Origin of the sequence: Bdellovibrio sp. BCCA, assembly GCF_037996825.1 — a bacterium.
Classification (GTDB): domain Bacteria; phylum Bdellovibrionota; class Bdellovibrionia; order Bdellovibrionales; family Bdellovibrionaceae; genus Bdellovibrio.
In genome coordinates this window covers 1044333-1070425 of sequence record NZ_JBBNAC010000001.1, presented here as the reverse complement: position 1 = coordinate 1070425, position 26093 = coordinate 1044333, and the positions used below count along the sequence as shown (strand labels likewise).

At 45.2% G+C, this 26093-nt stretch carries 23 protein-coding genes, 1 pseudogene and 1 riboswitch; of the genes and pseudogenes, 10 read left to right on the top strand and 14 right to left on the bottom strand.

Annotated features, from left to right (window positions below):
* Positions 1-191: 191 nt before the first annotated feature.
* Both AAAA78_RS05275 and AAAA78_RS05270 read right to left on the bottom strand, forming a co-directional pair.
* Positions 192-1073, bottom strand: a pseudogene (locus AAAA78_RS05275) (GAF domain-containing protein); the annotation flags it as partial.
* A gap of 50 nt (positions 1074-1123) precedes the next feature.
* On the bottom strand, positions 1124-1588 hold the full coding sequence (locus AAAA78_RS05270) for a hypothetical protein (protein ID WP_340590740.1): 465 nt from the start codon (positions 1586-1588) through the stop codon (positions 1124-1126).
* A gap of 112 nt (positions 1589-1700) precedes the next feature.
* On the opposite strand from AAAA78_RS05270, the gene AAAA78_RS05265 reads away from it, so the two are divergent.
* Both AAAA78_RS05265 and AAAA78_RS05260 read left to right on the top strand, forming a co-directional pair.
* On the top strand, positions 1701-2201 hold the full coding sequence (locus tag AAAA78_RS05265) for a cytochrome C (protein WP_340590738.1): 501 nt from the start codon (positions 1701-1703) through the stop codon (positions 2199-2201).
* Positions 2202-2337: 136 nt separating this feature from the next.
* Positions 2338-2823: a hypothetical protein gene (locus AAAA78_RS05260; RefSeq protein ID WP_340590737.1), complete on the top strand. Its 486-nt coding sequence runs from the start codon at positions 2338-2340 to the stop codon at positions 2821-2823.
* Between the two features lie 53 nt (positions 2824-2876).
* Here the strand turns inward: AAAA78_RS05260 and AAAA78_RS05255 are convergent, their stop codons facing one another.
* A complete protein-coding gene (locus AAAA78_RS05255; protein ID WP_340590736.1) occupies positions 2877-3275 on the bottom strand; it encodes a hypothetical protein in 399 nt (132 codons plus the stop codon).
* Positions 3276-3325: 50 nt separating this feature from the next.
* On the opposite strand from AAAA78_RS05255, the gene AAAA78_RS05250 reads away from it, so the two are divergent.
* From AAAA78_RS05250 to AAAA78_RS05240, 3 genes are all read left to right on the top strand, one after another.
* Positions 3326-4120 carry an Mrp/NBP35 family ATP-binding protein gene (locus tag AAAA78_RS05250; RefSeq protein ID WP_340590734.1) on the top strand — a complete coding sequence of 265 codons (795 nt, stop codon included), beginning with the start codon at positions 3326-3328 and terminating at the stop codon, positions 4118-4120.
* Positions 4121-4223: 103 nt separating this feature from the next.
* Positions 4224-5255 carry a hypothetical protein gene (locus AAAA78_RS05245; RefSeq protein ID WP_340590733.1) on the top strand — a complete coding sequence of 344 codons (1032 nt, stop codon included), beginning with the start codon at positions 4224-4226 and terminating at the stop codon, positions 5253-5255.
* 430 nt (positions 5256-5685) lie between these two features.
* A riboswitch (cyclic di-GMP riboswitch) is annotated at positions 5686-5768 on the top strand.
* Positions 5769-6043: 275 nt separating this feature from the next.
* Entirely contained in the window at positions 6044-6361 is a 318-nt protein-coding gene (locus AAAA78_RS05240; protein WP_340590732.1) for a KH domain-containing protein, read from the top strand.
* A gap of 9 nt (positions 6362-6370) precedes the next feature.
* Here AAAA78_RS05240 and AAAA78_RS05235 read toward each other — a convergent pair whose 3' ends face one another.
* The 5 genes from AAAA78_RS05235 to AAAA78_RS05215 all read right to left on the bottom strand — a co-directional run bounded on the left by AAAA78_RS05235 (position 6371) and on the right by AAAA78_RS05215 (position 11113).
* The gene (locus tag AAAA78_RS05235; protein WP_340590730.1) at positions 6371-7198 is read right to left on the bottom strand and encodes a hypothetical protein; all 828 of its coding nucleotides are present in this window, start codon (positions 7196-7198) and stop codon (positions 6371-6373) included.
* A 171-nt stretch (positions 7199-7369) separates the two neighbouring features.
* Positions 7370-8050 carry a hypothetical protein gene (locus AAAA78_RS05230; RefSeq protein WP_340590728.1) on the bottom strand — a complete coding sequence of 227 codons (681 nt, stop codon included), beginning with the start codon at positions 8048-8050 and terminating at the stop codon, positions 7370-7372.
* 12 nt (positions 8051-8062) lie between these two features.
* Positions 8063-9409: a hypothetical protein gene (locus AAAA78_RS05225; protein WP_340590727.1), complete on the bottom strand. Its 1347-nt coding sequence runs from the start codon at positions 9407-9409 to the stop codon at positions 8063-8065.
* Positions 9393-10592 (bottom strand): PilW family protein, encoded by a 1200-nt coding sequence (locus AAAA78_RS05220; protein WP_340590726.1) that lies wholly within the window; start codon positions 10590-10592, stop codon positions 9393-9395. Before AAAA78_RS05220 ends, AAAA78_RS05225 begins: the two co-directional genes overlap by 17 nt.
* A complete protein-coding gene (locus tag AAAA78_RS05215) occupies positions 10586-11113 on the bottom strand; it encodes a hypothetical protein (protein ID WP_340590724.1) in 528 nt (175 codons plus the stop codon). The genes AAAA78_RS05220 and AAAA78_RS05215 overlap by 7 nt, the downstream gene beginning before the upstream one ends.
* Positions 11114-11282: 169 nt before the next feature.
* Between AAAA78_RS05215 and AAAA78_RS05210 the strand changes: the two genes are divergently transcribed.
* From AAAA78_RS05210 to AAAA78_RS05200, 3 genes are all read left to right on the top strand, one after another.
* Positions 11283-13037: a hypothetical protein gene (locus AAAA78_RS05210; protein ID WP_340590722.1), complete on the top strand. Its 1755-nt coding sequence runs from the start codon at positions 11283-11285 to the stop codon at positions 13035-13037.
* A 1-nt stretch (position 13038) separates the two neighbouring features.
* On the top strand, positions 13039-14124 hold the full coding sequence (locus AAAA78_RS05205; protein WP_340590721.1) for a hypothetical protein: 1086 nt from the start codon (positions 13039-13041) through the stop codon (positions 14122-14124).
* Between the two features lie 207 nt (positions 14125-14331).
* Positions 14332-15957 carry a hypothetical protein gene (locus tag AAAA78_RS05200; protein WP_340590720.1) on the top strand — a complete coding sequence of 542 codons (1626 nt, stop codon included), beginning with the start codon at positions 14332-14334 and terminating at the stop codon, positions 15955-15957.
* Between the two features lie 69 nt (positions 15958-16026).
* Here AAAA78_RS05200 and AAAA78_RS05195 read toward each other — a convergent pair whose 3' ends face one another.
* The 3 genes from AAAA78_RS05195 to AAAA78_RS05185 all read right to left on the bottom strand — a co-directional run bounded on the left by AAAA78_RS05195 (position 16027) and on the right by AAAA78_RS05185 (position 21374).
* On the bottom strand, positions 16027-17601 hold the full coding sequence (locus AAAA78_RS05195) for a LysM peptidoglycan-binding domain-containing protein (RefSeq protein WP_340590719.1): 1575 nt from the start codon (positions 17599-17601) through the stop codon (positions 16027-16029).
* A 69-nt stretch (positions 17602-17670) separates the two neighbouring features.
* A complete protein-coding gene (locus tag AAAA78_RS05190) occupies positions 17671-19890 on the bottom strand; it encodes a lytic transglycosylase domain-containing protein (protein WP_340590717.1) in 2220 nt (739 codons plus the stop codon).
* Positions 19891-19892: 2 nt separating this feature from the next.
* Positions 19893-21374 carry a flippase activity-associated protein Agl23 gene (locus AAAA78_RS05185; protein WP_340590716.1) on the bottom strand — a complete coding sequence of 494 codons (1482 nt, stop codon included), beginning with the start codon at positions 21372-21374 and terminating at the stop codon, positions 19893-19895.
* Positions 21375-21391: 17 nt separating this feature from the next.
* Here AAAA78_RS05185 and AAAA78_RS05180 point away from each other — a divergent pair, with 17 nt between their 5' ends.
* Positions 21392-22114: a glycosyltransferase family 2 protein gene (locus AAAA78_RS05180; RefSeq protein WP_340590715.1), complete on the top strand. Its 723-nt coding sequence runs from the start codon at positions 21392-21394 to the stop codon at positions 22112-22114.
* On the opposite strand, the gene AAAA78_RS05175 is transcribed toward AAAA78_RS05180, so the two are convergent.
* From AAAA78_RS05175 to greB, 3 genes are all read right to left on the bottom strand, one after another.
* Positions 22094-23071, bottom strand: coding sequence for a YheT family hydrolase (locus tag AAAA78_RS05175; protein WP_340590714.1), 978 nt, complete (start codon positions 23069-23071; stop codon positions 22094-22096). The genes AAAA78_RS05180 and AAAA78_RS05175 overlap by 21 nt on opposite strands.
* Positions 23059-23571: a DUF3465 domain-containing protein gene (locus AAAA78_RS05170; protein ID WP_340590713.1), complete on the bottom strand. Its 513-nt coding sequence runs from the start codon at positions 23569-23571 to the stop codon at positions 23059-23061. Before AAAA78_RS05170 ends, AAAA78_RS05175 begins: the two co-directional genes overlap by 13 nt.
* 119 nt (positions 23572-23690) lie before the next feature.
* On the bottom strand, positions 23691-24167 hold the full coding sequence (gene greB, locus AAAA78_RS05165; RefSeq protein WP_340590711.1) for a transcription elongation factor GreB: 477 nt from the start codon (positions 24165-24167) through the stop codon (positions 23691-23693).
* Between the two features lie 115 nt (positions 24168-24282).
* Between greB and AAAA78_RS05160 the strand changes: the two genes are divergently transcribed.
* Positions 24283-26091, top strand: coding sequence for a fibronectin type III domain-containing protein (locus AAAA78_RS05160; protein WP_340590710.1), 1809 nt, complete (start codon positions 24283-24285; stop codon positions 26089-26091).
* Positions 26092-26093: the final 2 nt, after the last annotated feature.

Here is a 26093-nt window from a genome sequence, read left to right as displayed (position 1 = left end):
TGCAAAAGATACCACAAGATTCTCGCTGGAATATTTTTAATTAAATACTGATCGTTGACGAAAATAAGTTCTGATTCAGGCACCCAACGTAAGCGCAAAGATTTTGCGTCTATCGGCGTTGGCATTACCGGTTCTGTTTTTGTCACTTTCATGATCGTGCCTTGATTCTCCAAAGCACGAATTCCCACAGCTAAGAAATTACTCACGGTTGAAAGCAGAAGCTGTTCTTTAAATCCCCAGTAGAAATTTTTCTCTGACTCCACGGCAAGCACACCGATAAAGTCCCCTTGAACTTTCAATGGCGCTGCGATTTGCGAAGCCGGATTCGTCAATCCCGGGAAAGGAATTTTCGCTGATAGATTTTCTTGAGCATGCCCTACTTTGGCGGCTTGAGCATAACGTAGACCTTCCCCCAAAGAACTGACCTGCAAAAGACGCTTATGTTCAGCGCAAAGTCCAACAAGTCCTTGTCCCCAGCGGATTTCCGCTCCGACACCGCCAAAAGGATATCCAAAGCTAGAGTGCGTGACCAAAACCTTTTGCTGCAAGTCCGCCAGCAAAAGAATCATGTGAGTCCACCCCAAATAGCGATTTAAAATATCCATGGAGTGATCTAAAAGCTCTTCCAAACTGGAAAGACCGCTGAACTTATCCGAGATCACACGCAACATCTCTAAATCAGCCAAACTAACGTTGAATCCACACAGATCGGGAGCGGGCATCGTCGTTTGATCCGCGATTTCTTTAACCTCTAGGACTTCGTAAATATCGGCGGCTTTCATTTTAAAAATTGATCCCATGCCTTCATAAGCCGCAATCACGTCGAGCTTTAAGGACATCTGATCGAAGTTAGGTCCCTGCTCTTCGCTGCGCAGATATTTAACCTTGAGATGATAAGACTGAAGATTTCCAGGATGACGAACTTTGATCATCGCGAATGGATTCTCTAAAAGATTCGCGCGGGTTTTATTAAAGAACTGAAACGACGTCGCTACATGCTTTTCATCGACGCGATAGACGTGACTGATGTAAGTCACATTGGGAGTTCCATCTTGCGAACACGTCGCAATCATAGAGGGAACTACGCCTTCAAAACAGCAAGCTAAATCCGACAACTTCAATGTCATGCAAGCTCCAGCTTCGTTCCTGCGCGCGGTCCCGGCGTTTGCAGATATATATTTTCAACTTCGACTTCCAAAGTGGTATCGGCTTGCAGTTTTAATCCCATTGCAGCTTCATTGGTCACTCCGATTAACTGGATCTCTTTACGAAATCTTTCTGCCCAAGCTTGAGATTGATTGTGTTCTTCGGTGGTCATCGGACGAACTCCCACCACTTTGCCTTTGATCTGTGCCGCTTCAAAGGTGCAAGGACGTGACAGGGAGACAGCAATAGCACCATTGCTCTTGATATTCTGCAAACTATGATCAGCGTGAGCTTGCGAAACAAAAACAGACATCATTTTGCTGTCTTCGCGCAAATGAAGGCCTACAACCTCACAAAGATCGGGCCACATATCGGCGTTGCGTGTGGACATAACCATTCCAACACCTGTCTCAATTAATTGTCGCAGCTCTGCTGAATTCATCTCGCCCATCCTACAGGCCGTTTAGGAAAAATTTAAGATCTTTTTAGGACATTCCTAGCAAATTCGCGCCCCGTAAAATGCTAAATTGGCTTATCTCAATCAAGGAGTGAGTATGAAAACAGCAAATATGGTTCTTCTCGGGGTTTTACTCTCTGGTCACTTGGCTTTAGGTCAAGACAGAGCAAAGTCTGCCAGCAATGAACCTACGGCAGAGCATGGACGTTATTTAATTCAAATCACGGGCTGCAACGACTGCCATACTCCCATGTACGCCCCTAAAAACGGCGCTGTGCCTGAAAAAGATTGGCTCAGCGGTTCTGACGTCGGTTGGAAAGGTCCATGGGGAACTTCGTATCCTACAAATCTTCGCGCGCGTGTCGCTGGCATGACAGAAGATCAATGGGTGACTTATTTGAAACATCTTAAATCTCTTCCCCCGATGCCTTATTACTCTGTGAATGCCATGGCCGAGAAAGATGCGCGCTCCATTTATCGCTTCATCCGTTCTTTGGGAAATCATTCGCAGTCAATTCCTTCCTCGTTGCCTCCGGGAAAAATCCCGCAGACACCGTATGTGAATTTCGACGTGATTCCTCCGCAAGCTAAAAAGTAAAAATCAAAAGCGCCGTTTTTGTCACTCTCTGTGAAGTTTAACATTTCACTTTGAGAATGGCGGAACGTCGCTTTGTTTAAATGCATCTGTGCCTGCATGACCTTTGCTTTGAATCTCTTTATTCGAAGGAGTTTTCATGCGCTGGCAAAAAGTTTTCTTTTTTCTCATTTTGGGACTGCAAGCGGCCACACATCAGTGGTCGGCGGCTCCTGAACAGTTGATTGCCCGCGCGCCACAAAGTGTAGCTCCTGCGCCCGCTTCTGTCGGTGTTTACTATTTCGTGACCGGAACTGAAGGCTGCCCGAAAGAAATTGAATGGAGTGCCGAATGCGGCGGTTTCACCTTGCGTCCGACGGATGAAGGCGACACGCAGAAGTTTTGCAATATCAATAAAGGCTCTAAAATTGTTCACGAAAAAGTTGAGCACGGAAAAAAGAAAATTCTGACGTATGTCAGTCGCAAAGATAATGTGATTCGCAAAATGGAAACGACTCTTTTTTCTAACGAGGAAACGGCCGTTACACTTCAACAAGAAGACACTGTGATTATCGACGAAACAGGAAAATTCTTGTGGGAGCACAGCCAAAATCGCAAGGGCTTTAGCTGTTTGTATTCAAGATGATCGGCGGACGCCGGCAGTGCCAGAGCGCCCGTGGCGCGCAGGCTGAAGCAGTACTAACTTTTATTCAAAATCGCCTTATAGGCCGTCTCTAAAAACTCCAAAGACTCTTTATCTGATCGGCGAATGGCGGCCTGATAAGCCTCGGTGACGATTTTTAAAGACGCTCCCGCTGGAACTCCCAAGACTTCATAGGCGTCCCAGCTGTGTCCATTGTAGTTAAACATCACATTCAGGCTTTTTGTAACGGTGCCTTCAACGTCGGGATGACGACGCAAAGCTACACCCGCCGTGGTTGGAGGTTCTGGTGTCGCTTCCATGAGTGGCGGTGCGCTATCCTTGGCTTTCATATTTAACTGCGTCGGACGACGTGATCCTCCGCGCGATACGAGATACCAGAAGATGAAAGCCCCCGCTCCAACTAAATTCAATGTCAAAAAGTCTTGGCTATTCATTCAACTTCTATTATTCGTTGTGAGCACAAAATTATCAAGGAGTCCCATTCATGGCTGCCCCAAATCCCTTTGAAAAACAGACACCCATTCCCGGAGTGAAACACATTATTGCCGTAAGTTCGGGCAAAGGTGGCGTTGGAAAAAGTACGGTGGCTACTAATCTTGCTATGGCTTTAGGCAAAAAAAGCAAGGTTGGTTTACTTGATGCGGATATCTACGGTCCGAGCATTCCTCGTATGTTGGGAACACTAGGGCAAAAACCACAAATCAATCCCGAAACAAATCAACTTGAGCCAATCACTCGTTACGGCATCAAACTTATGAGCATTGGTTTTTTGGTTGAAGAAGGTGCCGCCGTTGTATGGCGTGGTCCCATGCTTTTTAAAGCCATGGATCAATTCCTTCGCGATGTGAACTGGGGCGAGTTGGATTACCTTCTTGTCGATCTTCCACCAGGGACCGGCGATATCCAATTGACGCTCGCACAGAAAGTTCCTGTGGCCGGTGCAGTTGTTGTTTCAACTCCGCAGAACGTGGCGTTGCTTGATGTGAAAAAAGCCGTCGACATGTTCCAACGCGTGAATGTTCCAATGCTAGGTATGATTGAGAACATGGCTTACATGATCAATCCTGTGAACGGCGAAAAAATGCAGCTTTTCCCTAAAGGAGAAATGGATTCTTACGCTGACTCCAAAGGCATTGCTAAGCTCGGCGCGGTTCCATTTAATCCTTCTGTAGGTCTTGCATGTGAAGCGGGAATTCCGATTGTTGAGGCGAATAGCAATGGCGCTGAAGCTCAAGAGTTTATGAAGATTGCGGATCGCATTCGCGAGATTCTTCCCTAGAGTTTCGCAAAAGTGCGACTTTTGGATGAAGGTCTTGTAAACCAATTTTCATGTTGATTTGAGGTTTTAATATGTGAGCATTTCTTATTTAAAGGAAGTGCTCATGAAAATTAATCCCAAGTTTACGATTTTATTTTTCGTCTTAGCCAATATCGGCTGCCAATCGCTTACCAAAAGCGTAGATCAAATTAAAAACAATGCCCCTCCGGCCATGATCCAAATTCTCGAAGCCCCTGACAAGCAAGGGATTGTCTTTGGGGACCCTTCTTCATTCGAGTTCATTATCAGACAAGGCCTTTTCAATAAACTCACAGTACGAGTAAGTGGAATTGAACTTGAACATGTCACTGATATTCCCAAAAGATCAACTGAACTCGTAGACCAAAAACGAATGTTCTATACGACAGCCGATGTGGGGTCCGACACAAAAACAAAAACCTGGGATCGTGTTATTTCCATTCACAACCCATACAAGATGGCGTCTCCGCATACTCCATCAGCTATTGTTATCGACCTTTCCTTCACGGAAGAGTCTATCAATCCTCAATACGACAACGAACCAAACAGTAAAAGAAAAAGTATTTCTCATTTGATGGTTAGAGCTGGCAAACCGCAAGTCTTTCTGACTGTGCCGGAAAGAGTGAATAGGCATCCTGAAGATACGACAAAGATTGACGTTCCTGTTTCATGGAGAGTGAGTGGAGCGAACAATGTAAAGGTCTATCGTGGAAGTAAAATGATACGCAACCAAGGCGTTGGCGGGAAAGAATTTAAAAACGCCGAATACGTTGGAAATATTATTGATCAAAGATCCGGGGTTCATTTAGGCAGCGGCTCCATTGAATATAAGATTGTTGCAAGTCTAGATGCGTATCAAAAAACAGAGATAAAAAAAGCGAAGTTTTCCGCGAGCACTGAACTTCAAACTGAAGTGACAAGTCCCTGCCCGGAAGGCCAATGGCCTCAGTATTTCATTTTGTGTAGACGTTGCTATGATAGCAAGGGGCAACTTATGTTCACTCCTGGGGAAAGATTTCAGCCAGCGTGTTCGTTGGATCAAGCTAAAGAAGAAGCGAAAAGAGGAGACGTAAGTTGTACTTATGAGGAAGTGACAGCGAGCTCCCCTTGTCGATAATCGACTGCATATCGAAATAATTATTTAAAAAAGGACTCTGAGCGAGTCCTTTTTTGTTTCAGCTTAAAACAAGATCCCCGCCTTATTCTCGGAGCGAAACGCATTTTCGACATATTTTGAGAATCGACAGTGGTGCTATTGAAAATAAAACTTTGGTCGAGCTATCCTAAAAGAGTTGAAACCACATGGCTCGGGAGACTTACCTCGGGTAAGTGAAAGCTTTTAGGGCCAAGCTAAGGGAGGACGCGGATGAAAAATCGAATTCACGATCATCATGATGAACCACCGAAGTGACGTGCGAATCACCAGGATTGCTACCAAGAGGTTTCGGGTTCAGGCCTCTCTAAAAAAACGATGAACTGGTTGGATCTATCAAGAATAACTCAAAGGAGGTTCCTAGGGTTATACTCGTTAGGATTTAGATCCTTCCTTTGCCTCAAGGCAAACCGTCGGAAACGGCGGGACGCAAAGCTAAAGGGGTGTCGGTGCGAACCACGCCAGCCAGCTGCCAAAGGTGAGTCACCTGAGGAATCAGAGGTGTGCATATGGAAGGAACAATTACATACAAGGATTGGTTTCATTCCCCTTAGCTTGCGAGTTATCACTGAAGATTCCTCGCAAGCACTTTTTTTAGGACCTTGCGAATTAAAATCCCCATCGAGGGATTTTTTCTTTTTTAAACAGCACTCTTTAAGCGCACAAGATCCTAGTACCACTCATTCACTTTTCTTTGAGATCACGAAATCAACATGCTCCAATAAATTAACAAAAACAGAAGGGACTTACGATTGCGATCCATTCCTGTCACAAAGAAACCTTCCTTCGGCACCTCTAACGACATAACGGTTTGCCGAGAGAATGTCCGAGCTCTGTTGGAGTCTTTAATTAAGAATATGGTTGATAAGCTCGATCAGGAATCCGTTTCTGTGGATATCGAGATTGGCGACCAAACAACAGTCTACAAATTATCTTTCAATAAAAATTGTGTCGGAAAAGTTCTTGGCGTCGGAGGAAAAAACATCACGGCTCTACGAACAATCATCCTTGCTATCTGTTCCCGACAAGGATTTAGAGCGGTTATTGAAGTCCCCCACTTTCCTAAGTAATCGCGGCAACTAAGGCTCTTTATAAAAACAGCCTAAAGAAGTGTGATTTCCAAGAATCGGACTGTCCATGCGAGGCTTCCATCCATGCCACCCGCCGCGAGCCGCTTTACTCACCTTCATCGCCACATCCCCGCAAGCCTGGAAACGGTCCTTAGTGCCACAGTTTTTACTTCCACCAGAGGACACACAAACCGTGCAGACCGGAAGATCTTTATAGTTGCTCCAATCAGCAGAGATTTTCTTGAATCCATATTGCGGTAAAATCGTCTCTGCTTGATAAGCAGCCGCTCCTGGCAGATAAACATCGACACCACATTGAGACATCAAACGCTTTTTCACGTTACGATAGCAATAGGTCATGCCTCCACGACTGCCGCCCGTACGACGGCCTCTGCGTTTTTGCGCGGGACCTGCCACCTCGTATTCATCATCATAAGATTTTACATCCTGATAAAGACTATCTTGCGCGTTCATCATTTGCGGTTGACCAAGTGTCAAATCGCGAGCGTCAACCCAAAGATCGGACGGGAGGTCATTCATATAATCTTCTTCCACATCCAAACCGATGCGCACGAGTTCCCGACCGTCACTACCTTTGAAATTTTCAATAACTTCAAACTCAGTGCCGCGATCCAAGGTCAATGAGTTGTTCTGGGACTCTGTTTGATTGGGCTCTTCTTTTCCCAACAATGTCATGCGACTCAAAACGTAACGACTGCCAACACGGAATGTGCCCCAGGAATTTTCTCTGACAGAATCCGTGGGCGAGACAGCCCCTTGGGCAAAGAGGCTTACAGTAAGAATAGCGAAGGCCATGGACATGTGTCTAAATCGCATAAAATCTCCGTTCATCTTAAGTTCGATGCAAAACGAAGACCCTGGCCATTTTCAGCCAGATTGTTTTAAATGGTACATTCTCTGAACGCGAGCCAAGAAATGTCGCCTAAGTTCGCTCATTCAGATGGGAGCGAACCACTTCGGGTCGATCTGATGAATGGCGAGACAAAGTCAAAAAGGTCTGCCGCCATTCAGCTGAATGACTTGATCCGTGCCGCTGACGTTGATGTATTTGCCGTACATCATGTTATTCCACGAATACCCGCAATACGATCCTCCTGAAGACGAATTAGGATACGTCGAAATTGATCCCTGAATCGCACCGCGATCTTCGTTCACGGTGATTTTTAGAGTACCGGAAAGATTAATACTCGTTGCGAAAGTTTTCGCTGGGCCAATAGGATTTCCATAAGTTCCTTCGCCCATGCCAACAATGGAAATCACCGTTGAACTGTTCGGAGCCAAGGACCACTTTCCCTCCCCGGTATAGTTATTAATAGGACCATTGCTAGCACTGGTTTTTGTGCCACTCACGTTGCCACAAATGACAACGGTGGTGTTCATACTATACGCGGGACAACACATGTTGTTTCCGTAATTTCCAGAACCGTTATTAAACGAAACACTTCCCGTCTGCGGAAGTTTCGAAAGATTCGACAATGTTACTTTGACGATGAAGCCGGAAATGATCGGGGTGCCGTCCGTCGTTCCTGTTGCTCCCTCCCAAACATCTTTCCTAAAATCATGGTAGGACGCCAAATCCAACGGTGGAGAAATCAAAACTCGATTGGCAAAACTTTGCATGCTCAACAAACTCACAGAGATGAGAACAAATATTTTCATTAAGCCCATAGAAACTCCTCTTTAAAAAATATAATAGGGTCTGCTGACTTGCTTTCCGCGGGTCAGGCCGAGCGTTCGGGTGTTTTCAATGTCCTGCTCGTAGGTGTCAGGAAAACCTGTGCATATAAATTTTCGTCCATTGGTCTGCGTAACCAGGAACTCGGGCTCAAGTCCCGTGAGGTCCTCTGACGTCGCCACTGATTTAATCAAGACATAAAGAAGTTTTCCTGAATCCGATTTTAAAAGAAACGTCGAAACACTCGCGGAAGGATTTGAAGAGTCTAAAATCAAACTGTGGCTTCCAATGGTGCCTGCAATTCCAGAAAATCCCTGGGCCCATCCCATCTGACCGAGTTTACAAATCGGGATCAGAGATTTTGTCGTCGTGTTCAGATAACTTATCACCGTTCCCTCGCCTCCACCGTGAACGGCAATCAACTGATCTTCTCCGGCATCTTCGCCTAAGATTTCAATATCGTCGACATTGGTAAAAGCTTCCTTGTTATATTCTGGAAAAACCTTAACCCCATTCAAACTGCCATTTTCCGCGACAAGGTAGGAGCTACCATTGAGATTGCGAAAGTTGACAATCTGACCGTCGTTAGCACGCAGACCAAAAAAATCCCCTCGGTAAAAAGCGACTCCCGTCCCGCCGCCTAAGTTCGCAACCTCATCGCAAGATGTGCCCGAATACTGTCGATACTTGGACCACATTTGATTGCGACAAGCATCGTTGGCAGTGGGATATTGCTGCACGATCTTAAGATCTCCAGAATCCAGATGCATGCGATTCGGAGAGTCCGAGGTGAACAAAGAAAACCGATTGTTCGCGATTCTTTCACCGTTGTTATAAAGAACGGCATTAAACTCCGCGCGGTCTTTTGAGGTGAACGTGTTATTGTAGAAAAAATCGACCTGCATACGATCCATGCTCACGGACATCACTTTGCGAGTCATCGGACCTTGGGCAGGGGAAGCTTCCTGAATCTCCCAATCCTCGCCATAAGTAAAAAGACTGCGTTCTTCCAAAGTCAGCCCCGAAAGATCGTCCACCGTGAAGGTCGTCAATTTTTTCCCGCCAAGCTGAGAACAATGATGTCCTTCAGCTAAGGCACGCAGAAACAGACGAGCATCATCACAGTGTCGGGTTTCAATCATGTACTTTGCTTCAGCGAAGCGAACTGCCACCATAAAAGTTTCAATAGCGGAGCTTAATGCCAACCTATGCTGGGAACTCTGCCGTTGGCGTACGGCTTCCTTGATCTGATCATTGATCAATGCCGCGACGGCACTCACGATGATTCCTAACACTCCTACCAAAATCAGGCTTAAAACAATATTTCCCCGCTGATCAAAACGAGCTGACATGATAAACCTCGTTGATGAGTGGAGCATTGGTCATTCCGGTTTTGTAATCACGATTGATTTGCAAATAAAAACTAATGGTGTGGATGTATTCCTGTTTCACCAAAGAAAAGGCACTTTTCACGATCTGACCGTCGGACTCCCCTGAAAGTGCGACCGGCAATGGCGACGGAAGGCTCAACACCTGGCATCCCGATGTATCACAATAAATATTTGAAAAGGCCACGGAACGAATTTCTTTTTCACCTGCAAATGGTTTGTTGAAAATCTGTTGGGCGTGCACACTGACAACACCCTCCGTTCTAAGAAAAACCTTGGTGCAAGAAATTTTATCTCCACTTTGCAACACGCAGTCACTCACCACCAGGTTCAGCTCTTTTTCAACGTGGTCCATTCCTGTGCTCATCAAACGCACCGGAGACAGCTTCATTGGAGGGCGTCCCATTGCATTGATAATCGTCGTCGCATCCGGAGTATCCGCTCCCGAATCAGGAACTAAAAACGGTTTGACAGAAATCGTATAAAGTCGCGACTTATCTCGTGTGTACTTAAGACAATCCGAATTGTTGGCATAACGAACTTCACCGTAAGTCCCCGTTACGGCGTTGTATTGTGGATCGAATTTTTGCACGCTTCCGGTGATTGCGAATAACACCGAATTAGGTTCATCCGTCAGAGCGATCACCGTATTCACCGAAAGATCTATTTCCCCTACCGGCATTTGTGTGCCGTTAGAACTGACCAGGGCGGCATTCGCAGAAATTCCTAAATTACCGAAGTCACTTACTGAAGAATCAATGAGAAGAGTCTTTTCATCCAAAGGACAGATGATCGGCAGAGACGGACTTTTGACATCGGAGTACACCCAAAGATATGACGTCGAGTTTTCACAATTTTCCGTAAGGCTTGCACATTTTCCTTCGTAGGGAATAACCAAGCGCCCTAAAGGAAGACCTGTCACCTGCGCGGCAAAGGCGTAAAAATGAACGTCGGATCTTAGCATATTTCTTTGCAAGAAACCCATCAGAAGATTCGCATCCGTTTTAATCGACCGATTCAAAAAAACTTTATTGAAATCTTTCGTGATGTCTGAAAATGCGGAGGAAATGGCGAAAATTCCAATCAGAGTTACACCTAAAGCCACGAGAATTTCTATCAAGGAAAAACCGCTCTGATTTTTTACCATGGCCCCCTCCGAATTTTCACGGTCTTAAATTCCAGTTTCTGTGATTTCGTAGAAAAATAATAATAATTAAATGACAGTTCCAAGAGCTGATTGGCGACGATGTACTTGCAATACATTAAATCAATACAGCTTGGAGACGCATAGTGAGGCCCGATAAAAAACGCCAAGTTCTTTCCTAGAAGCTCACCCATCGCGGGAATGTCGTTGATGTTTTCCGCGTTGATGGGAACTCCCACTTTTTCTGTCTCTAGGCTGATGGCTTCACAAGGACTGCTCGTCCGTCGCTCCCAGGCATTCTTGTCACTGCAAAGTCGTGCGATTTTATAACGAGGTGACTTAAAGACATCTGTAAAAATCGTGACGGAAAGATCGTTGGATTTTCCTTCCCGCGAGAGATCCGAGGAGATGGCCCAGTAGTTGTTAAATACAACGGCCGCCGCCATCGTAGCAATGGAGACTACAAGGATGGCAACAAGGCTCTCAAGAATGGTCAGCCCGCCGCTGTTTTTAAAAACGTGCATGTGCAATAAGACTATGCAATTCAAGATTTCGAGTAAAGGCACCTGGCCCTTCTTTCTGTTCGCTCAGAGTGACTATATTTGTTACCTCCGAACCTTCTTTGTCGATTTCCTGACGTAAAAACCTTTATACGCCCTCTGAAGAGGCCGGAATTTTGCTCTGTTTAGCTGAATGATGAGAACATCCCGCTTTGTTTCATTTTTATTTATTCTGCTACTAAGTCTTTCGGGCTTGGCGACTCAAAGCTACGACTACGCGAAGATCTTTGATCTCACGTACAAGGTCATGTCGAATAAAGATCTTTATAAAGCGCTGAATGAGGCTTTAGTGCAGCAGTCTCAACCTCTCACGCAAAGTCAGATTGTCTTCGTTCTGCAAAACAAACCGGAGTACATGCCATTAATAGAGCAAGTGACGACCCGCATGGCCGTGTCTCAATCTGAGTCACCGGAGGCTTACGCCGAGTATTTGAAAACCGTGAAGGCTCAGCTCAAAAATCTGGTGCAGTCTCCCGAGTTCCAAAAGCAAATCGAGGCCTACGCAAGTCCGAGCAATCCTGCCGTGCTTTCTTTACCAGGCGACGCCCCTGGATATAAAGGCATGCGTTTGTTTGTTAACCATCCGCACCTGCGCAATTTGAATGACCCCAAAAGCGTTGTGCCTGGTGATAATCTTCGCAAAGTCGTCGTCGATTTTATCAACGGAGCAGAACAAGAAATATGGTACAACGTTTTTGACTTTGATCTTCAAGTGATCGCGGACGCCCTTAAAAACCGCCACCTTAAAAAAGGCGTGAAGGTTCACGGTGGTATTGATGCCGGAACTATTTCCACTCGACCTGAAGTCAAAAAGATTTTTGATTTCCTTTCAGAAATTGAAAGCGAAAACTTTAAAACCGTGGCGGTCAATTCTGTCGGTCTGAATCACCAAAAAATTATCGTGCGCGATCCGTTCGGTCCTCGCGCGGCGGTTCTTTTCTTGTCCGGCAATTTTACCCAAAGCTGCATTGGCCCCGAAGGGGACCTTGTTGACATTCCGAAAGAAAAAAGACCGATCTATTCAATTCCTAACGCCAACCACGCTTTGATTATTTTGGGAACTTTGCCTGCGCAAGTCACGCAAGCTGAGCTTCGCAAAACTTTGGAATTTAAAATCCGCGGGCAAAGCCAGTATCCGATTGGTGGAAGCTTTAAAATCTTTGGTGATAAAAAAGACGCTCAAGAGGCGCCTTACATTGTTCTTTCCTTCTCACCAAAAGGCGGAGATGGTGACGTCAATAAAAGCATTTACGTTCCGTTAATCCTAAATACACATGGCCCTATTGAAGCCGTGCACTTTGCGTTTTCTTCAAAACAAATTCAGGACGCTCTTTTCCAAAGAGCGAAACGCGATATGGAAGAGCGTGGAACGTTTGAGTTCCGCTCTGTCGGAGACACGCCGTTTGCGATGCGCGAGTGGAGTGTGTTTCTTTCTTTATCAGGACTCAAAAAAGACCTCGCATCTGGAAAATATTTAGTGGACCAGGAAGCTCCGATCCTGAGTGCTCTGGGCGCTTTGGGTGTCACGAATCTTCAGCAAACCATTCGCACTGCGCCTGAAATTTACGGCGAGAGACATTTAAAGCTGGAAGATGGCACCAGTGTGAAAACGACTTCGAAAATTCATCATAAAGTTTTTATTTTCCCTGAAGACTCTTTGGCGGTTTTAGGAACTTCTTTTAATCCAAGTGAAAATGCAGAAAGCAATAACGAGCAGATCGTGATCGTTAAAGATAAAAACATCGTGACTCAAGCCCGCGGCTTCTTCCTTTATTTATACCAACAGTCTGCAAAGTCCGTCACTCAAGAAGCCAACCGCAGAAACATGAGAGCATTGCCCGACACTTCCGGCGATGACGCCGATACACTTTCAGAGCGAGGCCAATAAAATGATGAAATTTATTTTGTCCGCCGTTTTAATTCTAACTTCTTCCTGGGCTTGGGCCTCGGGTGACTTCCGCACTTACTTTGAAGAAAAAAACAAAATCAATCAGCAAGGCGACCTTGCCGCGATTAAATATTTTCACAGCAAGTGGGCGACGTCACAATATGTGGTGATAAATAAAAAAGAAAAAACCGCGATATTGTTTGGCGAACAAAACCAAGTTCTAAGCAAATCTTCCATCCGTGTTTATCCTGGTGATGAATTGGAAAAAGGTGGCGCCGGAATTTATATTTATTCCGGAGTAAAACAAACGTTCCACTATGGCAAAGCTGAAAAAGATGATTCCGTTCATGCTCTCTTTTTAGGAAACTTTAGTCTGCACGTAGGCACCCCGATTTATGTTTTGCCGGAATCCACAGATCACCGCTTCCGCATTCGCAATCAAACACTGACCTTCGGTGCGGCTCAAGTATTAAGAAATCGTCCGGCCTTCAACTACTCGCCTTTAAACGTTTCCGCCAAAGATAGTGAGATGTCGGTGGATTTCACCGACCGTTTTACAAGAAAATATGTTCAAGCATTGCAGGAAGAAAAAAAGAAGTTGATGGAACTTCTGCAAATTGAAAATGACGAATACAATATGCTGGCGGAATTTGCTTTCGGTGTACTTTCACCGGAAACAGACTATGGCACAAGCTGGAAGTACCGTTTAAAACAAACTGCTCCTGTCGTGGTGTCGGTTCTTAAAGGAAATGGCTTTGATACCAGCGCGAACAGTCGCGGTCCGACACAGATCAAAAACATTCCTGACGTGATCACTGAGCACTATCACATTGAAAAAAACGAATTGCGCAAACCCGAAAACGCCGCCATCACGACTTTGGCTTTCGCCGCGGAACAATTAAAAGAACTGCGCAATATGGCTTCGTCTCATAAAGAGATTACGGAAGAAACCCTGCAAGACTATTTGTATTACCTCTACAATGGCCGTCGTAACGAGATTAAGAAGGCAACCGCCACGCCGGAAAAAAACATCCTCATCCAAAAGATTAAAGAGGCCATTCGTCATCTTCATATTGAGGAAGTATAGAAAGCGTTCGCAAGTTTGACAGGGAACATCTCTTCTTTACCGCCGTCTATCCGATGAATTATTGACAGCTACGTAGAATCACTGGGCTAAGACGGCGTCGAACTGATAGACATCTTATTTTGATCAGCCGCCGACAGAAAAACTGAGTTTCTCGAGCGAACAATGGTATTCTTTAAAAACATAGCTTCTTGTGTTCGGGGGAATGACATGAAGAAATCAAATGCCGCTTTGCTTGTGGCTCTTTCTGTTTTAAACGTTACGTTCTTTCAAAACTGTGCGCCCAATAATGGTCTGCAATTTTCTATCGACGCAAATTCCGCTTACAACATTTACGGTGATTTGCCTCCGAACGCTCAGGTCGTGAGTTTAAAACCTGAAGAATCTAAAGAATATCCTTCAACTCAATTGGTCCTTGTGATCGACAACTCGGCGACAATGAAACAATCGCAAGAAGCTTTGGCGGAAAAAGCTGAGAAACTTTTGACAAGTCTTTCCAGCAAAAAAGTCACTGTTCATCTTTTGACGACTTCAAGCTATATCTCCAATACCATTGCGGGTTACGGCATGGTCAACAACGGTGTTGAGACCTACGTCAAAACAACGGCTGAGTTGACAGGAGCACCAGAAAATCAAGTCGCGAAGTTGAACTTCGGCACGTTGAACCCAACTAATTTTGTCTTAAATCCCACGGACTCTGAAACAGCCAGACAAACTGTTCTTAACAAAATTAGATCAGCCATCAAAGGCGTAGGCATCGGCGGCATTGATCAGGAATCCGGCCTGTGCAGCGTGATTCAGTTCCTTTCACAAACTCCGGCGAAATTAAGTGAAAACGAAAAAACCGTGGTGTTTCTTTTAACAGACGAAGACAACTACGCTGTTGCTAACCACTGTAAGAAAGAAACCGTTAACACGTTAACAACGTTCCGCTCTTATACTTACAGTCGCACAATGGTTGAATACGAAATTGCCGGCGAAGGTTACACAGAAAGAGACGGCGTGAAATCGGCGGTGCAAGCCCTCACCTTCACAGACCGTGTTGGTTCGGTCATCCGTGGCGTCGAAAGTATGGAAGGCCAAAATTGTGCGACGGAAGATGCCAATGCTATCAGCAAGTCCGTTGCCGCCCGTGTTGGCACCACATCGCTAATTGTGAATACCAAAGTTTTCTTTAATTCGGCGCACGTGGCGAGCTGCAAATACAAAAACTACGGTTATGGTTTCTCCACTTCTACAGCTAGCGAAAATGCTGTCGACTACTGTGTGAATCCTTACCGCGGCAGTGCGAACATGATGCAATATCTGGCACTGGTTTATACGGGCGTTGCGGGCACTCAAGCTTGCCGCTCGAACACTCAGTATTTCGTTGGTGCCGTGAACCGTGCACAATACTATTTAAACAGTGGCGCGACAGTGGCGGAATCCTTCCTAAAAGATTTATCCGCTTCGAAAATGGGAAGTAACTTCTTCATGTCCATTGTCACAAATATCAAAGGTCAGTCTTGCGCTCTTAACCAAGGTCAGTCTTATGGGGACTCATTGGTAAGACTTTCTGAACTTTCACCGTTTAATATTAAAACCTACTCGATCTGCCCGGGCGATGACACTTTCACAGACGCCTTTGAGGAAATTGCAGCGGCTTCGACGTATGTGTCTCAAGAGTTTGATTTGACGATTCCGGAGGATCAACAAATCCGTGACGTGATTCTTTCTCATGCGGACGGAACTATCGTGAAATTGAAATCGAATGTTTACGAAGTTCACGATGGCAAAATCAACTTTAAGAACATTAAACTGTCGGCTTCAGACAGTATTAAAGTGGTGATTTTCTAATTTCGATAGGCCTATAAAGACAAAAAAAGGGACTCTGTTGAGTCCCTTTTTTATTCTGGCACTTTTTATTTATTGTGCAGATTCAGAAGGAATTACGATGCGTGATCCGACAACTAACGAAGCTGGATTGCGGATTTTGTTTTTTTGCTTAATGTCTGACATCGATACATTGTATTTCGCGGCGATCACAGAAAGATTTTCGCCTCTTTTAACAACGTGAACTTTTGCTTTCGCCACTTCACGAACAGAAGAACTGTCAGGAGTTGGCACACGCAATTTCATTCCGACTTTCAATGTGCGGCCACGCTTGATGCTGTTCAAACGTTGAAGCTCAGAAACACTTGTTGAATACTTGCGCGCGATTGTGAACAAAGAGTCACCAGACTGAACGATGTAGTAACGTCCATCTTCGCTCATCACAGCACTCACCTTTTGAAGGCCTGAATCCGAGTTTGATTTTTTCGCTACGATAGAACGATTGACAGAAGTACGGTCTTTGATCGGCGTGCGATCTGGAACGTAGATTCTCATACCCACGCGCAATGGCTTGCGGCGAGGAATATCATTCAGGTCACGAAGGTACGCAACAGTCGTGCGGTACTTGCGAGCCACCGTACTCAAAGTATCACCGCGACGGATACGGTATGCTTGAGTGTCACCAGAGTCGGCGATGAACTGCACGTTAGCGACAACGCTTTCATTCGCTGCCACGATAGCCGCTTCCGTTGTTCCCGGTGGGACACGCAAGATCAGCTCTTCACCTTTAACCGTTGCCACTTCCCCTTTGAACTTCGGATTGAGGGCTTTGAAGTCCTCATAGTTTAAGTTCAACTTTTCAGCCATGGAACGAAGGTTCACAGGTTGTTTTAAAGAGATGTGATCGAACTCAATCGGTGGAAGATAATCGATATCGTCAAATCCATATTTCGCTGGATCTTTACCGATCATTTTCGCTGCGATGAATTTAGGAACGTAATTGATAGTTTCTTTTGGCAAACGTTTTTTACGAGCGAGTTCCCAGAAGTCGCGTGTGTAGTGATTCATCACTTCGCGCTTCACACGGTTTTCACCCACGTTGTAAGAAGCCATCGCCAAATACCAGGAACCGAAAACGCTATAAAGACCTTTGAAGTATTCTGCCGCTGCTTGAGTGGCAAAAACAGGGTCACGACGTTCATCGACGAACGGGCTGATCTCTAGACCATAACGTTTTCCTGTGCCGCGAATAAACTGCCAGTAACCGACAGCCGCTGCATGCGATGTTGCTTGGGAACTAAAACCAGATTCGATCAATGCGATGTAGAAAAGATCTTCAGGAAGTCCGTTGTCACGCAAAACTTTTTTCATCAGTTTTTCGTAACGAGTGGAACGTGCTAAATATCTTTCCATATGCGGACGACCGCGGCCTTGGAAATAAGCAATCCATTTTTCAACAAGAGGATTCACTTCCGTAGGAATTGATTCCAATTCTTGATCGACCACTTTGGGCCCTTCGGGGTCTGACAAACGGAAGGAACTGATGTCCTTGATTTCCGTTTCAGCATTGGCTCCTTCTGAACCTCCGGCTGCTGTTGTGCTTACGTTCTTGTGCGCACATCCCGCCACAAAGGCCAGGACCAAACTCAATGTAAAAAGTCTCCTCATGAGTCCCTCTCCTCCGACACAGATTTCAGGCTACAGTGCCCCGAGGAGTTTTTCAATAAAACATCTCCCTTATTTTGCCTTTTTATTCAGCAAATCCTGCCATAAGACGGGTTTTAGAGTGAAACTGCTCTCTTCCGCTAGACGATAGAGCAAAACGTTGCGCAAGATCGCTTTCACGTAAAAGCTTGTCTCTGTCCATGGAAGTTCATCAAACCACACTTCGTCTCGAGGAGCGCTGCTGGGTTTCGCCATTAATTCGCTGACCTCAGCTCTTCCATCAAACCACGCCTGCAAACGATAGGGTCCTGCGTTATATGCAGCTAGAGCGAAAGGCACGTTGTTTTCGAACTGGCCTAACATCTGGGAAATATAAAACGAACCCATCGGAATATTCACTTCAGGGCGGAACATATCATCCGGCAATTCGATTTTGAGTCCTAATTTTTTCGACACTTCCTGCGCTGTCGGCGGAATCATTTGCATCAACCCTAAAGCATTCGATGTAGAGACCGCGCGCAAATTAAACGCACTCTCTTGACGAGTGAGACTTCGCAACAGAGAAGCATGCACACCGTAGCGTTCCGCCTCAGCTTGATACAAAGAACCAAAAACTTCAGGATACCCAAGCTTCACAAATTGCTCTCGGCGCAAACTCGGATCTGTTTCCAAAGCATCATTGATCAAACGAATCGCTGTCATGTATTGCTGACGCTCAGACATTTTTTCAGCCAAAGACACTTTCACCGTCGCGTCTTTGATAGGTGGAAGCGCCGAAAGTTCCGACTGGGCTTCACTCACCCAACCTGCATCCGAAAGTTTTTTAAAACGCTGCCATGATTTTTTCTGATTTCCCGCAAGATAAAATTCTGTCTGCAACTTTGGCGGTTTGTCTTTCAGATCTGGCCAAGAGAGTTTTCCGTCCTGTGATTCCGCACGAAGGCGCAAACCATAATAAGAGAACGGATACTTTTCGATCAATGCTGCGGCTGTCTGTTTTGCGCGCTCCGGATTTGTTTCCTGCAGTGAGCGAATCAACCAGTACTGCGCATTGAGATCATAACGATCACGTCCCTGTAGTAAAAGACGCTCCAGCAGGGCCGATGCCGTTGAAAAATCTTTTTTGCGATAGTAAATCAAACTGGAACGGAAAAGAGCTTCTGCCGCTTCATCTGAACCGTTATTGTAAGTGATCAATTTTTGAAAATGCTCTAATGCCCGGTCATACTGACCTAAAAAGTGAGCACAGCGCCCCGCAATCCACAAAGCACTGGGAATCTGTGGAGACATCGGACTTTTTTCTGCCGCCGCTTGAGCTAAAGACATTGCACCCGCATAATCGCCGCGACGGTGCAGGTTCTGCGCCCAATCCAACAATCGACTGCTATCGGCTTCTTCCATTTCGTTCAGCGCTTTGACCTTCGCCAATTTTTCTGCCAGTGAATTGTAGATTTCCAAAGGTTTATCTTTCAAACGTCGGGCACTTCTGCTTCCCGGATACTGATTTAAAACCGTGATCGCGTCTTTTAAAGCCGCCACAGAATCATTTTGCTTTAAAGACTGACGAAGACGTTCTTCGATTTTAACTTCTTCCCCGAGTTCCGGAGTTTCAATAGCGACTTTCGGAGAAATGCTTTCGCCGCGGGCCTTTGCTAGGAATTCTAACTTTTCTTGAAGATACTTAGAATCTTTTTGATCTTGCGCTTCTTCATACAAGAACTGCGCCTCATGATAATTCACTTTTGCCAAAGCCAAATCACCCAAGGCTTGATAAATGCGTGATTTTTGTTCTTTGCTTAATTTAAAGGGCTCGTTAAGTAATTCACCCAAAGCATTCGCGGCTTTGGATTCTTTCTTTTGCACTTGCGCTTCTAGTTGATCTAAGCGCAAAGAAACCCAACGGCTTGCTAAATCATCAGCCCAAGGACCTTCTTTAAAAAGATCTTTGTGAGTGCTTAAAGTCGACAAAGCTTTTTCCATTGCCGCAAGGTCAGTCTTTTTCTTTTGTCCTTGCTCTAGACAGTGAAGCCACGTTTGTCCAACCCAACCACGCAATTCCTTCTGATTCGCAAAAACTTTTGGAGCCAGCACAATACACTCTTGCCACTTCAAATGAATTTCATAGTCTTTGAGCTGTGACAAAGGCGAAAGAGTTTTATTTTTCTTCCCGGTGATTTGATAAAGATCCACAATGTGAGCAGCAGAAAGGTCTTTTTTTAAATCGACTTTTTGCACTTGAGCTCCCGCAGAAGCCGCAAAAAAAACTGTTAGTGTTGTCACCGTTTTTTTCATTTCTACTCCTCTTCACCCACAGTTTCCGCTCCCTTAAAGAGCGCCTCCGGAAAGGCTGATTTTTTTAAATAAATCAGCGAAGCTTCTCGGGACTGTCGCAATATCACCGTGAGCTTCCAATAAGGCTCATTCACAGCGTGGTCAACCTCATACGCGGCTGACAAATCACAAAAATAAATCAAGGCGTTTTCATTTAAATTCTTTGAACACAGATTGTAATCAAAATTTTTAAAAGAACGCAAAAGCCACGGCCAAGGCCACTGCTCTTTCATTCCGATTTGCACAGGGCCCTGAAGTATTTCAGGATGCGTCTTAGCCTGATCCATGATCGTTTTATAGAGTGTCGTCAGATCCTGCGTGGAGTTCACATACACATACGGATGCTCCATCCAAATTGGATGTTGATACACTGAGGTGTAAGCACTTCTCATCCCTACAACTGACAAAAGCAGGACAAACCAACGCAGGTGCTTCACTTCAATAAGAGCAAAAGCAAGAACGAAGTAAAATCCCCACACCAAAGACAACACACACCATACCGTCTTGTAAGGAATGACGGAGTAAATGAAAAGCTGTGAAAGTGAAAACACGCTCATGGCACGAAGAGCTTTAGTTTTTGAAAACACTCCCCACAAAGCGACTCCCACTCCGAGAAGAATCAACGGTTCTGCTTCCCAAAAAACTTGCAACCAGTACGTAAAAACTTTTTCGTGTCCCTTACCTTCAACACCCGTCTTAGCCCAAGGTAAAAACGCTTTCACAAAATCCACAAGACCTGACGGGTTTTTAAAAAAGCCCGTAAAGAGCTGGACGAATAAAAGAGCTAAAACAGCACTCAGCACCGTCAAACGCGGTGTCCACGCTTGTTTCAATTTATTTCGGTCTAAATAGGCCCGCCATTGTTGAGACCCTAAAGACAAAAATGCTAAGGCAAAACCAAAAAGCGTGATAACAAAAGTCTCTTTAAGCGTGCTCATGCCCCAAAGACCGACAAGCATCAATCCTAGGGCCTTGTCGTCGGCATTTTCAAACCAGCGCAAGAAACCCAACGCAAAAAGAATTTGAAAAAACACAAAAGGCATTTCGTGAATGCCTGAGCGACCGAAGAATAAAAATGCCGGACTGACAAAAATAAAAAACATCATCCAGCGTTGCGCTGGCTTTGACGACAAAATACCAAAAGAAAAAACCATCACGCTTAAAAAACTGAAAAACGCTGGCACTGCTCGCAAAACTTCAAGACTGCGTCCCCAGAGAAATTCAAAAAACTGCAAAATATAAAAATACAAAGGGCCATGATAATTGTTCGGATCGTATTTGTAATACCCCACAGATTGCATCTGCATCACAAACCATCCGTTAATGCTTTCATCAAAATGGATAGGCTTGTTTGCCAGGTCGTAAAAGCGTGTGACCATTGCCAGGAAAAGCAAGGCGAACCACAAAAGAATCCATGAGAAATGCGTGACCTTAGATGATTTCATTGTTACCTATCGTAAAGATGGAATCCTCTGTGTCAACCCCGCATTGTTCATTCGTGATCTATTTGGATAAAGACGCCGCTATTATCGGCCCTTTTCTGCAAGATCTGCGCAGCTTTTTTCAAAAGTTTCCGCTGCACTATGAGCTTGTTGCGGTCACTGAAAAAAAAGCGTCGGAATGTGCCCAACAGCTCGAGCAAGCGCAAAAAGAATCCGGTGAGCGAGAGCAGATCGTGCTTTTGCAAAACACACGGCATCTCGGTCGCGCCGAAAGCCTGCGCCAAGGCTTGAATAAAGCCACTGGAAATTATCTGATCCTTGCCGATCCAGCAACTGCAACTCCACTGGGAGATCTTTTTAAAATTTTGCAGAACCTGATGAGCGAGCCCACGCTGGATATATGCTGGGGGCAAAGGCTGAGCAAAAAAGACAGTCCGTTTTTAACTTCAAACTCGCGCCGTCACCGTCTTGAAAGACTCTTTAACGGAATTTTGCATGAGCGTGAAAAACATGTCGCCGATCCTCTTTGTGAAATCGGTGGGCTTAAAAAAGAAGCCTGGTTGCGAGTGAATAATTTCCCGGCCGCTCTCAAAGGTTGGTACTTCCATCTCCACCTGCAAAAACAAATCGCCAAAGCGGGTTTAAAGAAAACAGAAATTCCGATTTATGACTCAGGAAAGACGTCCGCGTCTTACTCTTACTGGCGGGAACGTTGGCATCTCTTAAGACAAAGTATTTTCTAAAGCTTTAAAAGCTTCAAACAGATAATAATCCATCCAACGTGTCGAGCCTAGAACCGTTGGTTTTCCTGTCAAATAACCAAGGTGCCCTCCGCGCGGTTCGATGTGCACTTGCGTGGTTTTTGAAAACGGCGCTTTTAAATAATCGTGAACTGAAACAAACGGATCGTCATGCGACGTTAGCACATAAGTTGGCACGTCAATCTGAGAAAGATAGTGGATGGAAGAACAACTGTGGTAGTAATCTTCACGGTCTCTAAATCCTGAAGCCGGTGCCGTGTAGATTTGATCCATATCCCACACTGTAGACCAAGGCGGAATGTTGTAGCGCTCGGAAATCAAACCTTGGCGATATTTATCCTCAATGGTTTTACGAAGACGCAAAACAAAACGCATATCATACACGCGGTTAAATCCGGTTTTTAAAAGTTGTGATCCTCGCAGCAAATTCAAAGGACCATTGATAGTGACAGCACCATCGGGTTTTACGCTGCCGCGATAACCGCCCAACAAACACAGCACAATGTTTCCGCTCATGGAATAACCCACTGTGATCTGTTTCTTATTCGGAAACATCGTTCTTAACTTTTCTAAAACTTTTGAAATATCCTCAGCACGCCCTGAATGATAAGGGTGTTTCGCTGCCGGTGAACCCGGTCCTGCCCCGCGGTGATTTACCAGCACCACCGTGTGGCCCATCTTCTGACAAAGCAAAGCAGTTCTTTGCATATAATCGGCGTGAACGTCACCAGAAAGGCCATGATAAAGACTGATCACGAGATTTGAAGAACCCGGAAGATAAAAACAAGAAAGTCGATCCCCGTCAGGAAGATCGACTTCAAAATTATTTCCTAAATGTGTGAGTTCAGGAGATTTTAAGAAGTGAGCCCATAAAGTCTGACTGTGACCGCTATCGGCCCAGAAAGGTGCTTTACATGGATTCAGTTCTAATCTTTGCAATAGTACTTCCCGTTGACGTAGACGTATCCGTCTGGACGATTGCCACGAGGATCGTGATGCAACCAGTGAAGAAGCGCTCCCGTGTTCGTCCAAAGGAACATTCCACCCATCGCAACCACGTCACCTACTTTGATCGGTACGCGAGGGCACATGTCTGAATTATACACAGCCTGCATGGTCTTTCCATTAGAAAGACGAACAACCCATTTTTGATGCTTTAAACCATTGTTGTCGTCAGGCAAAACTTTCGTCACAACCATGCCACCGCCCTCAACAAAGTTTACACGGCGTTGATCGTTAACAGCCCGAACAATATCAGAATCATTTGCACCGTTATCGACCGCTTGAGACCCTTGAGAAGAAGAATCTTCCTTGGAACTTTGATCTGAATTTTCGATTTGGTCTTTGCGATTGCGGCGTTTTGCCTCGGCAGAATTGAAAGAAGAAAAAACAACAGTGAATGCTAAAAATGCTAGTGCGTAATTCGCAACAAATTTCATGGATCCCCCTCCATTGCGGAGGAGTCTCCTCAATAATGCGGACAAATACAATCTCTAATGCATAACGAGTTTCAAAAAATGTATAAAAACCGGCGGAACCCTAACAGAATCTGAAAATTTTACTTATACTCGACATTCTCGATAGTTACGAACTCTTCACCGGCGGGTTTGACTATTCGAACCTCATCTCCGAGCTTTTTTCCTAAAAGCGCTTTGGCCACCGGAGACTTCCAGGAAATCTTTCCGAGTTTAGGATCGAACTCATCCTCACCTACAATTTGATAAGTCACCTCAATGCCATCTTCATTCGCCAAAGTCACGGTCGCACTAAAAAGAACAGTGCTCCCTTGCATGGTTTTAGGGTCCACTATTTCAGCGTCTTCAATTCTTTTTGTGAGAAAATGCACGCGACGATCAATTTCACGCAAACGACGTTTGCCGTATTGATAATCTGCGTTTTCAGAACGATCGCCATTACTCGCAGCCCACGCAACCACCTCAACAAGCTTCGGTCTTTCCACGTGCATCAGTTCATGGTACTCGGCTTTCAATTTTGCTAGACCTTCGGGCGTAATGTAGTTCTTGTTATTGTCCATATCGCAAGACTCTAGACCATCTGCCCGAACAAATCTTCCACAATCTCTCGGACCTGGACTTAAGCGCTATTAAATATCCCGACATTTTCTCCGAAAAAACCATGAGGAGGAATTGATGAAAAAACAGTGGAAACGATTGCTTATCGCAGCACTTAGCTCGTCATCTGTTTTTGCTGTGACCTGGTATTGGTATCAATCCTCCGATCATCGAATTTCATCTCACGGAAATGAAAAACCTTTGGCGTATGTTGGCAAAGTTGTTGAGGATATTCAACGTCGTCCTGCTTCGCGCTTGTTGTGGCAACTCGTCAATACGGGTGAGCCTTTGTACAACGGTGAAGCCATTCGTACGAGTGAGCGCGGTGAAGTGCGTATTCAATTTGTCGATTCAGATCGTTATTTGGATTTGGAACCAGAGTCTCTTATCGTGATTAAAAAATCCGAAGGCGAAATCGCTCTCGATTTGATGGAAGGTAGTTTGTTCGTCAATGCGAAAGCCGGTGGCGCGGAAGCTGGTGCTCCGGGCCTTGTCTTAAATTCGGCGAATGGAAAAGTCGATCTCTCGCAAGCTTCCGCTTCGTTATCAAAAGGCCGCGGTAATTCTGTCGATGTCCAAGTCTTGGAAGGTAAAGCTTCTATTAAAGGCAACGACGGTCAAAGCAAAGACCTGACTTCAACGTCTTCTGAAATTCGTATTTTGACTCCATCCCCTGCAAAACCTATCGCGATGGATGCAGAGTCTTTGCAACCAATTCCTTTCCAATGGCAGGGATTTCCTTCTAACACACAAGTGTCGTTGTGGGTGGGACCCAGTCGTAAACTTCTCAAAGAGTTTGTGAAAGCTCCTTTGAATCAAAATCAAACAATGGCGTCACTTCCCTTCGGACGTCATTACTGGAAACTTGTAGCGACATCCAAAGAAGGGAAAGTGGTCGCTGAAAGTCCGATCTATAAAACAGAAGTTGTCGCCCGTTATGCTCCGACAGTTGTCTTTCCGACGGCAGATGCAGAGATCCCAGCGACAACAACACCTTTTGATATGACCTTTAAATGGCAAAAAGGAGACGACACTCGTCAAACCACTTTGGAAGTTTGGAGTGACGCTAACTTAAAAAACAAAGTGACGTCGCAAAGTTTCTCGAAAGAAGAAAGTTTCGTCGTTCCCGCGTTAAAACCTGGCACTTATTACTGGCGCATGAGTTCTTATTATACAGACTCCGACAAACCCGTTTTGGGTAAGGTGCAAAAGTTCGCTGTCAAACCAGCGGAACAAGTTAAACTGGAACCACCTCCACTTGTTCCAGTGCAAGTGAATTTCACGATTCCTGAAACTCAGGTCACTCAATACTATGTTGAGTCTCCTCGTTTGGGTTTGAGTTGGAAAGTGGATAAAGCAGATCAAGTGTCTTTGTGGCGCGTGAAGCTCATGGAAGAAAACGCAGATCCGACAACGGCTTCCAGTGTTGAAGTGAAAGACACGAAACTCACGACACCTGTGACAAAACCAGGTCGCTACATCGCTTCGATTGAAGCGTTAAATAAAGACGGTCAAGTTCTTGGCACAACAACGTCACAAACTTTGACGGTGGCTCCATTGCCATTGCTGCAAGCACCGGATTTCGTTCCTGCCGAAGGTCAATTGCAAGCTTCGATGGACGGACGATCTCAGTTGGAGTGGTCTAAGATCGAAGGAGCTAAAGAGTATTGGCTCACGATCAGCAAAGACGGAAAACAATTAAAACGAAGTAAGTATACGAATAACACGACAGCATTAAAAAATCTTTTGCCGGGCGAATACGAAGTTCAAGTGTCGGCAACGGACTCTTATGGTCGTTCGAGTGAACCGGGGCCCGTGCGCAAACTTCTTGTGCCGGATAAATCCAATGTTCGCGCGCCGACTTTAAAGAAGATTAAGGTAAATTGATG